The organism is Actinoallomurus acaciae (assembly GCF_042429965.1).
Lineage (GTDB): Bacteria > Actinomycetota > Actinomycetes > Streptosporangiales > Streptosporangiaceae > Actinoallomurus > Actinoallomurus acaciae.
On record NZ_JBHLZP010000221.1, the window covers coordinates 1 to 12832 of the forward strand.

General features: G+C 67.0%; 8 protein-coding genes and 1 pseudogene. 5 read left to right on the plus strand and 4 right to left on the minus strand.

Annotated features, from left to right (window positions below):
• The coding region (locus tag ACFFNX_RS26380) for a type VII secretion EssC family protein (protein ID WP_378207746.1) at nucleotides 1–4161 on the plus strand (4161 nt) is incomplete at its 5' end.
• Between the two features lie 368 nt (nucleotides 4162–4529).
• Here ACFFNX_RS26380 and ACFFNX_RS26385 read toward each other — a convergent pair.
• From ACFFNX_RS26385 to ACFFNX_RS26400, 4 genes are all read right to left on the minus strand, one after another.
• Complete coding sequence (locus ACFFNX_RS26385; RefSeq protein ID WP_378207749.1) at nucleotides 4530–5168, minus strand: hypothetical protein; 639 nt, start codon at nucleotides 5166–5168, stop codon at nucleotides 4530–4532.
• A gap of 3 nt (nucleotides 5169–5171) precedes the next feature.
• Nucleotides 5172–6806 carry a hypothetical protein gene (locus tag ACFFNX_RS26390; RefSeq protein ID WP_378207752.1) on the minus strand — a complete coding sequence of 545 codons (1635 nt, stop codon included), beginning with the start codon at nucleotides 6804–6806 and terminating at the stop codon, nucleotides 5172–5174.
• 311 nt (nucleotides 6807–7117) lie between these two features.
• On the minus strand, nucleotides 7118–7387 hold the full coding sequence (locus ACFFNX_RS26395; RefSeq protein WP_329251159.1) for a WXG100 family type VII secretion target: 270 nt from the start codon (nucleotides 7385–7387) through the stop codon (nucleotides 7118–7120).
• A gap of 718 nt (nucleotides 7388–8105) precedes the next feature.
• Nucleotides 8106–8270 carry a hypothetical protein gene (locus tag ACFFNX_RS26400; protein ID WP_378207755.1) on the minus strand — a complete coding sequence of 55 codons (165 nt, stop codon included), beginning with the start codon at nucleotides 8268–8270 and terminating at the stop codon, nucleotides 8106–8108.
• Nucleotides 8271–8708: 438 nt separating this feature from the next.
• Between ACFFNX_RS26400 and ACFFNX_RS26405 the strand changes: the two genes are divergently transcribed.
• The 4 genes and pseudogenes from ACFFNX_RS26405 to ACFFNX_RS26420 form a co-directional block, all read left to right on the plus strand.
• Nucleotides 8709–10457, plus strand: a complete 1749-nt coding sequence (locus ACFFNX_RS26405; RefSeq protein WP_378207758.1) for an acetyl/propionyl/methylcrotonyl-CoA carboxylase subunit alpha — start codon at nucleotides 8709–8711, stop codon at nucleotides 10455–10457.
• Nucleotides 10458–10466: 9 nt separating this feature from the next.
• A complete protein-coding gene (locus ACFFNX_RS26410; RefSeq protein WP_378207761.1) occupies nucleotides 10467–11114 on the plus strand; it encodes a hypothetical protein in 648 nt (215 codons plus the stop codon).
• Nucleotides 11111–12256, plus strand: coding sequence for a hypothetical protein (locus ACFFNX_RS26415; RefSeq protein WP_378207763.1), 1146 nt, complete (start codon nucleotides 11111–11113; stop codon nucleotides 12254–12256). The genes ACFFNX_RS26410 and ACFFNX_RS26415 overlap by 4 nt, the downstream gene beginning before the upstream one ends.
• Nucleotides 12246–12832, plus strand: a pseudogene (locus tag ACFFNX_RS26420) (hypothetical protein); the annotation flags it as partial. The gene ACFFNX_RS26415 and the pseudogene ACFFNX_RS26420, both read left to right, overlap by 11 nt.

Below are 12832 nucleotides of genomic sequence, written 5' to 3' on the forward strand. Positions count from 1 at the left end.
GCCACGGTGCTCCGCGAGCCGACCGGCATCGCCGAGATCCGCGTCAGCGGCGGTCCGGCGGCCGGTCCCGTCCACCGCCTCGGCATCGGCCAGACCACCCTCGGCACCTCCCCCGACGTGGACGTACGCCTCGCCGACCCCTCCGTTCCCCCGCACGCCCTCACGGTCACGGTCGAGTCCCGCCGCGTCACCGTGTCGGGCTCGGGCACGCTCGACCAGGTCCCCCTCGAAGGCACGGTGGAGTGGCCGCCCGGCGGCGTGCTCTCGGTCGGCACGACCGTGCTGACGCTGGCCCTCACCGCCTCGCCGGACGCCCACCTGTCGCCGCTCGACGACGGCGGGCTCGCCTACAACCGGCCGCCGCGCATCCGCCCGCAGTTCGCGCCGCGCCGCATCGAGGTGCCGCAGGAGCCGGAGAAGGGCCAGCGCGAGCGCCTGCGGCTGCTGGGCTCGCTGCTGTTCGCGGCGACCGGCGTCGTCCTGGTCGTCTTCACCGGGCAGTGGTACTGGGCGCTGATGGCCCTGGCGTACCCGGTCATCCAGGTCGGCGAGTGGATCGCCGACCGGCTCTATGGCCGCAAGTCGTACAAGAAGGCGCTGAAGGAGCACCGCGCGAAGAAGGCGGAGTTCGAGGGCGCGCTGGAGAGCATGCGCCGCGCCGACCAGGCCGAGTGGCGCGCCCTGGCACCCGACCCGGCCGAGGTCCTGCTCACCGCGACCGGCCCACGCCGCCGCCTGTGGGAACGCCGCGTCGGCGACCCGGACACGCTCCACCTGCGCATCGGCCTGGCCGACCTGCCCGCCCGCATCGAGTTGAAGCCCGGCCGCGGCGGCGGCGACGAGCCGGTCATGCCACCGGCACCGGTCGCCCACGCCGTACCCGTCCCCCTGCCGCTGGGCGAACTGGGCGTGGTCGGCCTGTCGGGCGCCCGCGACCGTTCTCGTGCGCTGGCCCGCTGGCTGGTCGCCCAGGCCGCGGCCCTGCACAGCCCCCGCGACCTGTCCGTCGTCGTGCTGTCGGCGGACCCGTCCTCCGCGTCCCACTGGAACTGGGTCCGCTGGCTGCCCCACTGCGCCCCGCGCGAGGGCGAGGACTGCGTCGCCCTGGTCGGCGCCGACCCGGACACGGTGGCCCGTCGTGTGACGGAGCTGGCCATCCGCATCACCGAACGCCGCCGTACGGCCGAGCCGTCGACGTCCTTCGGCTTCGAGACCGGCGCGCCGGCCGAGGGCCCGTACAACATCCTGCTGGTCCTGGACGGCGCTCGCCAGCTGCGCCGGGTGCCGGGCATGCCCCAGGTACTCAGCGGCGGCCCGTCCGTCGGCCTGCACGCGATCTGCATCGACGACGACGAACGCCTGCTGCCCGAGGAATGCACGGCCGTGGCGGTGTGGGACTGGGACCACCCGACCCACGTGCGCCTGCACGGCAACGGCCTGGACACGGTCGGCGCGGTGCTGGCCGACCAGGTGACCCCGGCGTGGTGCGACCGCCTGGCCCGCGCCATGGCGCCCGTACGGGACGTGTCGCGCGACGACACCGAGGCGATGATCCCGTCGTCGGCCCGCCTGCTGGAGCTCCTGCACATGCCGACGCCGGCGCCGGCCCGGATCCAGGCGGCCTGGCAGTCCGGGGGGCGTACGACGGCCGTGCCCATCGGGGTCTCGTCCGACGGGGTGTTCTCGGTCGACCTGCGCGTCGACGGCCCGCACGGCCTCATCGCGGGGACGACGGGCGCGGGCAAGTCGGAGCTGCTCCAGACGTTGATCGCGTCCCTGGCGGTCGCGAACCGCCCGGACGAGATGACGTTCGTCCTGATCGACTACAAGGGCGGCGCCGCGTTCGCCGACTGCGCTTCGCTGCCCCACGTGGTCGGCATGGTGACGGACCTCGACGGCCACCTGACGGAACGGGCACTGGAGTCTCTGGGAGCCGAACTGCGCCGGCGGGAGGAACTGCTGCTGCACGCGGGCGCGAAGGACATCGAGGACTACTGCGAGCTGTTCGACACCGGCGACCGGCGTGCCTCCACCCGCCTGCCGCGGTTGGTCCTGGTGATCGACGAGTTCGCGGCGATGGCGGGCGAGCTGCCGGACTTCGTGGAGGGCCTGGTGGACATCGGCCGCCGAGGCCGGTCGCTCGGGGTCCACCTGCTGCTCGCCACCCAGCGCCCGGCGGGCGTGGTGACCGCCGACATCCGGGCGAACACGAACCTGCGAATCGCCCTGCGCGTTACGGACCCGGACGAGTCGTCGGACGTACTGGACGACCCGGCGGCCGCGCGAATCTCCAAGTCGTCACCGGGCCGGTGCTACGTGAGATCGGGGGTGGGCTCGCCGGTGATGATCCAGGCGGCCCGCATCGGCGGCCGCCTGCCGGGGAGCACGTCGTCCGCTCCGGTACGCACGATGCCTCTGCCGTGGTCCCGCCTCGGCCGTCCATTGCCGGTGGACGCGCCGGCCGACGAGTCGACCATGGTGACGGACCTGAAGGTCCTGGTCCGTGCGATCGGCGAGGCCTGCGACCGCGCGGGAATCGAAGAACAGCCGGCGCCGTGGCTCCCGCCCCTGCCGCCGGTGGTGACGCTGGACGACCTGCCGGCGGTGTTCGCGGAGTCCGACGACGTACCGCCGCTCGCCTTCGGCCTGACCGACCTGCCTTCGTCCCAGTCCCGCTCGGCGCTCACTCTGGACCTGGTGCACGGCGGCCACCTGTACGTCGCGGGGTCGGCCCGGTCGGGGCGCTCCACCGTCCTGCGAACGCTGGCGGGCTCCTTGGCGTCCTCGTGCGCACCATCCGACGTGCATCTCTATGCGATCGACTGCGGAGCCAACGCGCTGCTGCCCATGGTGGCGCTGCCCCACTGCGGCGCGGTCGTCGGCCGCGACCAGATCGAGCGGATGGAACGGCTGCTGGCCCGCCTGCACGCGGAGGTGTCACGGCGGCAGCAGGTCCTGGCGGCGACCGGGTTCGCCTCGCTGGCCGAGCAACGAGCCGCGGTGGCACCGCCGGACCGCCTGCCGTGGATGGTCTTGATGCTGGACCGCTGGGAGGGCTTTGTCACGGCGTTCGAGAACTACGACTACGGACGTCTGATCGACACGGTGCTGCGGCTGCTGCGCGAAGGCACCGCGGTGGGACTGCGGGCGGTCTTCACCGGCGACCGGTCGGGGCTGGGCGGGCAGGCCTCGACCGTGTTCGACGATCGCCTGATCCTGCGCATGTCCGATCCGAACGACTACCACTATGCGGGCATCAACGAACGTCAGGTTCCCTCGGACATGGGCCCGGGCCATGCGCTCCAGGTCGCGGGTACGGCCGATGCGTCTGTGCGGGAGTCGCAGATCGCGCTCCTCGACCGTGAGAAATCGGGGAGCGCCCAGGTCGCGGCCTTGCAGCGGCTCGGCCGTGAGGCAGAGGACGCGTACGGCCGACCGCCCATCGGACCCCGCCCACTTCACGTCGACGAACTGCCCGTCCGCATCACCTGTTGGGAAGCGCTGTCCCTGGACCCCGGATTCACCGCACCATCGCCGTTGTGGGCCCTGGTCGGCGCCGGGGGAGACGAACTGGGGCCGGTGGGTGTGGATCTGCTCGCCGAGGGCCCTGGCTTCACCGTCGCGGGACCGCCGAGGTCGGGACGTTCTACAGTCCTCATGACCATGGTGCTCTCGTTGCTGAATCCGAAGTTGGGCGAAGGCACCGTACCGGTGGTACTGGTCTGCCCTCGACGGTCCCCGTTGCGCGCGTTGGAGTCCGAACCGGGAGTCCTCGCGGTCCTCGGCGCAGATGCCGACGAGGACGCCCTGCTGGACGCGGTCGGGGGTCATGAGCGGTATGTCATCGTGGTCGACGATGCGGAACTCATGTACGAGACGCCTCTGGACGATGCACTCGCAGACCTTCTTCGCCAGGCGAGGGATCGCGAGCATGGGATGATCATTGCTGGGATCGCCAGTGAGCTGTCGAAGGCCTTTCAGAGCTTCCTGGCTTCGGTGCCCAAGTCGAGGACCGGAGTTCTCCTGGCCATTGAGTCGCTGGACGACGGAGATCTTCTTGGAGCCCGGCTGCCTCGGAACATTTCGATCGGCTCGCCCACCGGGCGGAGCCTGCTCATCCAGCCGGGGAGGACGTTGCCGATACAGTCGGCGGTCAGCTGACGGCAGGTCTCTCGACGACGATTTCTGCAAGCAAAACTCGATCAGTACCGCGGGTCGTTCTGTGACCTCGCGGCCTGAGGGCTCACCTTCTCGGGACAGTTCCTTAGGGCAGCCTGGACCTTGTTGATCAGGTCATCGGCGGATGACCGCAACTGCCCCCTCTTTACGGAGAGATCCCCGCCCCAGCTTCTCGCCCACGGCCCAACCCACGCCTGCCCCGATACGATCTTCGAGTTGGCGTCATCGAGCGCACCTCTGATCACTCCGATCTCACCTTTAAGTTGGTTAAGGAGAGCCTGAAGCTTTTGATGTTGAGGATTCGGCACCAATGGCTGAGCAACCACAACTCCCCCTATCTCGGAATAGGCCTAGTGAGAATGCGATGGCACTGGTGAGCCACTAATCCGCGGACCACGAAAGCTATCCACGCCACTAAGCAGATCATTTGAACCAGCAGGCACCCTTAGACACGGCCCGGTTATATTAATATTCGCAACAGACGCCTTTTCGGCGTTTTTCAATTCAAACTTATCCTTATCTTTCGATGCGGAAATCTCCCAGGCGTTGCCATCGCTCAAGCTGCCCGGACTCCAGACTTCGCCAACACCCCACTCCGAGTCATCCAGATATGAAATGATGCGCTGAATCAGATCATTACGAAAGCTCTTAGGCTTGAACGTGTCTTCCATAGAGAGCGTGACTTGGTAACTGTGCCCCCCGGCCGGCTCGTAGCAGTCAGCGAATCTACCGGTTCCATTAACAGAAATATAGAGCGAAACAAAGTTACGCTGGAATGCCGACGCAAAACGATTCAGAGATGTCCTGCTGGCCTCCACCTTTTTACGCTGCAGTGCGGCCTGGTCACTCGAATTTCGCGAACATCCAACCGAGGCCACAGAAAGAATCAGGGTGGCTACAAGCATCAGAATATACTGTTGCTTATTTTTGGCCACCTTGTACAAAGACTTGCCAAAAAAACTAACGGATGAGCTAACCACGGCAGGCATTCGCTAGCCTCCTGGTTCAAACCTAGGCTTCACCGCATCTACCACAGCCGGATCCGTAAGCCACGCATTATACGCCGCCAACGTTGCAGGATTCTTGACTATCTCGCTTATATCTTTCACGCCGCCAGTTTGCGGGTCAATAAATCCGTTGTCCGGGCCAAGCCCGTAACGGTCCTGGTATGCCGTTGGATGTCCAAGTGTGCCGCTGGACTGCCTGAGCTCCTCATTTGCGAAGTCACTCCAGTCGCGACGATGGTCGAATACATCCATATTGATCTTCGGCGGATCGTCCGGGCTGATCTCAGATATTCCCTTGTTCACGGCCGCCTTAACCGCCATGAGAGACATGTCTTTAAGTGCGCTCTGTGGCGATGTGGACCAATCAATCCCCTTTCCAAGTACAGTTTCCAGTCTCTGATTAAAAGCCTTGCGCTGGTCTTGTGTAGCTCCCGCCGCCTGTAGAAATTGACTTTTCATGTACTCTGGAAAAAGCTTGTTGTGAGAATAGTTATACCAATAAGACTTGCTGGTCTTGTGTGCCGAATCCAGTCTCCACTTTTCATAACGTGCGAGGACATGCGCCGCAGCCTCTGGATCGCGGAGTGTTTCCTGGAGCAATCCTCCCCAATACTGGTCCGGCATTCCGATACCAGGGCCGAAGGGGTTGTCGACGGCAGTCGTCTCATGAGCCGGGTCATTCGGCTTGACCGGATCACCGGCTGTCAACAATGGCGATGAAACGCTTGCGAATAGGTCGTCCCAGTACGCATCTACGATGTCAGCATAGGTCTTCTGTACCTGCGGAGCCGCATGCTCGGTTGGATGCGTTCGGTAATAGCTGGCAATATTTCGCACGTTCGCCTCGGCCTGCTTTGGGTTCACACCTCGGCCGTCAATCGTCGCCGCGTGAATGAAGTCCGGCACGCCGTGTTCGGCGCCTTCCGGGCCCGAGATGGCTCCGTTTGCGATGTGGAGGATCTTACCGTAATTCTGGCCGAAAAAGGTGGTCGAAAAGCGCGGATTGCGCGACATCGCCTCCCAGATATTGTCCGATCTTGGCGGAAGCATGCCGCCGTTGTCCGTGAGCAGGTGGTTTCCTAGCAGATTAAGCCACTGGTCCGAAAAGCTCCCATATTTCAATAAGGGAGCCATCAGCTCATAGTTATAGTGGTCTCCGAATCTGTTGAACCCCGCCAGCCACTTCTCGTCTATCTTGATCTTATGGCTTGCCAATCCAAGCGAGTCACCGATCGCTCGCTGGGCGCTGTCCGCCTGTGTTTTGTCGCCCGACGTCAGCAATCGTCTTACATATGCGCCCAGTCCGGCGATTCCTGATGCGCCCAGAGCCCGATATAGCGCCGCAGCGTAATCCGCATCGCCCTTGTTAGCGCTGATCTTGTCGATAAAAGGCTTGATATCCTTATCGCGATTTTCGCGAAGGAGTTGTTTCAGCCTTTTACCGTCAGCCGCTCCGGCTCTTCCTGCCGCATCACTTGATGAGAACTGGCCGAGGTCTCCAGCACCTGCTGGAACGTAGCCGCTGGCGCCGAACTCTCCGAGGTCCCACGCCGCCGCCAGGCTCTGTCTCCGTTTGAGAGTCGGCACCTGCCCAAGAGCCCAGTTGATGCTCTGCTGCATCCTGCCTACTTCTTCTGCGCCAACGCCGGCCTGAGCGCAAAGGCCGGCTAAGCTTCGCAGGCGTTGCGATGCATCTGCCGCGCGTCGTTCGAGGCTGCTTGTCATCTGGCCGAACGCTTGAGGATTTATTCCAGCGAAGTTTTTGTCCTTAGGCGTCGGCACCTTCTACTCCCGCAGTCAGATACGTAGGCGGTGAACGGAATTGTTGAGCGGCACGTCAATGGCTCGATCGGAACGCGGCCATGTCGCCATCGACGCCGCCGAGCCCTGACCGAAGGATGATCAGGGCTCGGCGGAGAGGCATGCCGGCGTCAGTGCTGCCACTGATCGAGGCTCTGGGCCTTGGACTTGATGAAACGGTCGGCCTCCTGCAGGGCCGATGCCATTTTGTCGAACGACGCCTTGGCCTCCTGCCATGACGCGCGGAATTTGGTGGCGTGGTCGCCCTTCCAGATCGCGTCGCTGTTCACGGTGTGGCCGTTCAGATCCTTGATCAGCGCCTGGAGCCCTTGTGAGTGCTTCCCGAAGATCCGGGCGAGCTGCTGCATCTGTTCGGGGCTTCCACCGATTACATCAGACATGCGCATTCCCTTCCTTGACCGTTCTGCGACCTTCTCGGATTGCGGGTTGCCCCGCATCCAGATTGCTGCTTCAGCAGCAAAGCGCTATCCGCGTTTCGCAGTAGAGACCACACCGTCCCCGTTAGGCGTCTCGTTTATGACCCCCATGAGCACCTTAACGCTTCTTTAGGTTTGCTTTCTAGGTCTGTAAGGTACTTAAGTACTGAATGACCGGGTACGACGCCTCTGCGTGTCCGGATCCGGCCACTGACCTGCAGATCCATAGGTGACGAATCTCCTGACCTGACCTGACAATCCGCTCCATCGCGTGATCCACAACTCGCGCATTATGGACGTTCGGATCTCCCAGTCGCGGAGAGGCCACATACCTAATAACGCCGGCTTGATCGTTTTCTGGACCGATCAGGCTGCCCCCTGAGACCGCGACCCGTGATCGGTCATCGAGCCTTCGGCTGAACGATGTGGGGCTGATGAACCTCCAAGTGACGAAGAGGCTCATGACCGAGATGGCCGGAGGCGTTCGGCCCGGGGAGCGAGACAGATGACGAGTTTTCCCGCCGCGGCGCGGCGTGTGCGTGACGTTGGGGGACCGCTGGGACATCGCTTGTGGGCGTTGCGGGAGTGCGCGCTGCGGTTCGGGCCCTATGGTTTCCGGGCCACCTGGCATCACCTCATCGTTCGGAACGGGATCCCCGAGCACCTGGAGGGCGACCCGCATTCACTGGTCCGGGCCGTCGACGAGCTCGGTGAGGCCCGCGACCTGTGGCTGCCTCAGCTGATCGCCTACGAACGGCGGCGGCGTGTCGAGAAGGCGGAGCGACGGGTGCCCGACCCCGGCGACCTGCCGCGGCTCGATCTGTACTGTCCGGATCCGGAGGTCCACCCTGGCGAGCGGCTCGCGGTCGTCGTGGGGCGGGTCATCGAGCGTCGGCGGACCGGGGCGGAGTTCTGCGCCGGGTGTGCAGGGCCCCGCGTACCTATCGGGATATGTACGACATGTGGCGTGTGTGAGAACCCCCGCAGGCTGAAACGCGCGTATCTCACGGCCGGTGAGGAAGACCCGGAAGAACGGTGGCGGGCGATATGGCAGCGCCGATTGCCGCCTCCTCGGCGGCCGCGGAAATGACCCTTGTCGGCCCGGAAGACCGAGGCGAACGAAACCGGGGACTCCCGGCGGTAAGCGGTGACGGGCAGCCGCCCGGAAGAGCGCGTCGCCTCCGCGTAACCCGCCGGACGGTTCGCGTCAACCAGGCGGGCGTTGCGGTCGACCGAATCCGGTTTGCCTAGACTCTTGGGCGGTCGGCAAGAGCGAGGAGTACACGTGCGTAAGGTGATGATCGCCAATCGTGGGGAGATCGCGGTCCGGATTGCGCGTGCCTGTAAGGACGCGGGGATCCGCAGTGTGGCCGTGTACTCCGAGCCGGACCTCGACGGGTTGCACGTCAAGGTGGCCGATGAGGCCTACGCGCTCGGGGGGCGGTCGGCCGCCGAGAGCTACCTCGACATCGGCAAGCTGCTCGACATCGCCCGAGAGAGCGGTGCCGACGCGGTCCACCCCGGCTATGGCTTCCTCGCCGAGAACGCCGACTTCGCCACGGCCGTGATCGACGCCGGGCTCACCTGGATCGGGCCGCCGCCCCGGGCCATCCAGGCGCTCGGGGACAAGGTCGAGGCGCGGCACATCGCGCAGAAGGTCGGCGCTCCCCTCGTCGCCGGCACCAAGGACCCGGTCAAGGACGCCGATGAGGTCGTCGCGTTCGCCGAGGAGCACGGCCTGCCCATCGCGATCAAGGCGGCGTTCGGCGGTGGCGGACGCGGGCTGAAGGTCGCGCGGAGCATCGAGGAGATCCCCCACCTCTACGACTCCGCCGTACGGGAGGCCGTGGGCGCGTTCGGGCGTGGGGAGTGCTTCGTCGAGCGGTACCTCGATCGGCCGCGGCACGTCGAGACGCAGTGCCTCGCCGACGAAGAGGGCAACGTCGTCGTCGTGTCGACGCGTGACTGCTCGCTGCAGCGCCGCCACCAGAAACTGGTCGAAGAGGCGCCGGCGCCGTTCCTCAGCGACGAGCAGGTCCAGACCCTGTACGACAGTTCCAAGGCGATCCTGAAAGAGGCCGGATACGTCGGCGCGGGCACCTGTGAGTTCCTCGTCGGCCAGGACGGCACCATTTCCTTCCTCGAGGTCAACACCCGTTTGCAGGTCGAGCACCCGGTGACCGAGGAGGTGGCGGGCGTCGACCTCGTACGCGAACAGTTCCGGGTCGCCGACGGCGAGACGATCGGGTACGGCGACCCCGTGCTGCGCGGGCACTCCTTCGAGTTCCGGATCAACGCCGAGGACGCCGGCCGGGGCTTCCTTCCCGCGCCCGGCACCGTACGGACCTGGAGCCCGCCCAGCGGGCCCGGCGTGCGGCTCGACACCGGGTTCGAGCAGGGCATGACCGTCCCCCAGATGTACGACTCGATGATCGCCAAGCTGGTCGTCACCGGGGCGGACCGGACGCAGGCGCTCCAGCGGGCCCGGCGGGCGTTGAACGAGTTCCAGATCGAGGGCATGCCGACCGTCATCCCGTTCCACCGGGCGGTCGTGGAGGACCCCGCGTTCACCGACGAGCCGTTCCGTGTGCACACCCGGTGGATCGAGACCGAGTTCGACAACCGGATCCCGCCGTACGAGGGTGTGGCCGAGGCGGCCGAGCCGGAAGAGCGGGAGAAGGTCACGGTCGAGGTCGGCGGCAAGCGCATCGAGGTGGTGCTGCCCGCCGGGCTCGGGGCGGCGACCACCACGACGGCGAACAAGGGTCCGGCCAAGCGCCAGAGCAAGAAGAAGTCCAGCCGGCAGCAGGCCGGCGGCGACGCCCTGGTCAGCCCGATGCAGGGCACGATCGTCAAGGTCGTCGCGCAGGACGGCGCGACCGTCGCGGCCGGTGATCCGATCGTGGTCCTGGAGGCGATGAAGATGGAGCAGCCGCTCACCGCGCACAAGGCCGGCACCGTGGCCGGGCTCGGCGCCGAGGTCGGTCAGACGGTCTCCAGCGGAGCCGTGATCTGCGAGATCAAAGACGCGTGAGCCGGTCCGATGATCCCCCTCATCATCGGTACGGCACTCGCGGTGACTCCACCGCCGGTCACACGCGCCGACTACGTCGCCGCGCAGCTCGCTCGCGACCCGGTGTTCATCACCGACCTGGCGCCGCGTGCCATCACGGCGGGCGACGCGGCGCGGGTCCGTGCGGCGGTGAAGCGGATGCCGGTGCCCACCTACCTCGCGGTCGTGTCCGACACGACCGTGGAGAATGATCCGCAGGGCTCGCCCGACCGCCTCATCGCCCTGCTGCACGATAAGCTCGGCCGTAGCGGCGTATATCTCGTCGCGTCCCCGGACGGCATCGGCCTGACCGTCGACCAGTTCGGCACGAACCTCCCGGTGACGGCGGCCGAGCGCGAGGTCACCTTCGCCGAGCCGTACAACGCGGGCATCGCGCGGGTCCTCGAACGGTTCGTCGACGACATCCGGTCCGGGCAGGCGCAGCAGCGCTATGAGAAGGCGTACGAGAAGGACCGCGCCGGCTCCAAGCCCAAGCCGTACCGCGAGGCCGACGACGACATCGACCTGGCCCAGGAGGCGGGCGTCTACTCCGGCATGGGCGTCGCGCTGCTCGCCGCACTCTGGATCCTCGTCGTCCGGCTGCGCCGCAGAGGCAGGAAGAGCAGGAGGAAGCGATGAGGCCGATCGCGGCCGCGCTCGCCCTCGTCCTCGTCTCGACGCCGGCCGCCCTCGCGGACACGACGGCCCCCGTGTCGATGGCGCGGGTCGATCGGGTCGCGGCGGCGCTGCGGAGGTCGCCGGTGTTCGTCGACCCCGACGTGTCCTCCCTGCTCGACGCGCACGACCGCACCGCGCTCGGCAGGCAGATCGCCGGTGCCGGCGTGCCGATCTACCTGGCCGTCGTCCCGCTGGACTCCGACGACGAGTCGGCCGGCGACGCCGACTACTTCACCTACCTGCTGCACCGCCGGCTCGGCCGGAACGGCGTCTACCTGATCTCCGACCAGCGCGGCACCCTCGACTGGACCTCCTACCAGGTGCCGCGGGACGACACCCTGGAGGTCTCGGCGGTGACGAACGGCAAGCCGCTCGCGCAGCGGCTGCACGGCGTCATCGACGCGCTCGCCCACGCGCCCGCCGCCAAGCCGTCCGACCCGCCCGTGCCGGACGCGCCCGAGTCCTACTCGTCCGACAAGAAGCCCACCAAGGCCGGGCTGGCCGGCCAGTTCATGAAGACGTTCTTTCCCGCGCTGGCCGTCAGCGGCGTGCTGCTCGCGCTCCTGTGGGGCGTCGTCGCCGCCGTGATCGGCATCGCCCGCGGCGTGCGCGGCACCACGACGACGCTGCGTCCGCGCCGGCTGCGGCGCATGGCCTGGGCGGAGCTCGTACGGCTCGCGCGGGCGATCGGCGCGGCCGAAGAGGACGATCCGGGGTACCCGCGGGCGATGGCCGACTACGACGCCGCCAAGCTGCTGTGGGACGAGAAGCAGGACCCGGGCAGCCGGTTCGCCGTGGTCGTGCTCGCCCTCGACGGGCAGGACGCGCTGCGGGAGCGGACCGCCGATCCCGAGCCGCGCTGCGTCATCAACCCGCTCCACGGCACCGCGGCGCGCCGCGTACGGACGGCCCTGGGCGGCCTGTCCAGCAGGCGGCAGCCGATGTGCGAGGAGTGCGCGAAGGCGGGCCGACACCAGGCGCTGGCACTCGTGATCGACGGCCGCGAACGCCCGTACTACGAGGCCCCCGGGGTCTGGGAGAAGATCCGCGGGATGGACAAGGACCTGCCCGACCACGTACTGGAGTACCTCGGTGTCGAGTGACGGGGCCGCGATCGCCCGTGCGCTGCGCCGTACGCCGATCTATGTCGACCCGGCGTACGAGAGCGCGCTGCCGAAGGCGCGCCGCGACGAGATCGTGAAACGGATCCGGCGTTCGAAGACCCCCATCTTCGTGATCCTCGTGCCGATCGTCGCGGGCAGCACCTGGCAGACCTCGACCCAGGTCACGACGGTCGTGCAGTCGTACCTGGGGCGCGACGGGGCCTACGTCACGCTCGACACGGACTTCGGCGACGTCTTCGACGTCACCATGTGGGGCGGCACGGACGAGCAGAGGCAGGCGGCGAACGACGCGGGCTGGGCGGTCTCGTACGAGAAGCGCTACACCACCCTCGCCGCGCGGCTCGCCCGCTGCGTCGACCTGATCGCGACGGGCAAGGGCTCCGAGGCGTACGAGAAGGACCATGACGCGGCGTTCACCCCGGGCCCGTCGGCCAAGGCCCGGCCCGGGACCCGGCCGCACGCGAAGGATGACGGCGGTTTTCCGGTCGTCGTGCCGGCCGCGGCGGGCGCCGTCGTGCTCGCGGCGGCCGGTCTGGTGTGGCTGCGCCGGCCGCT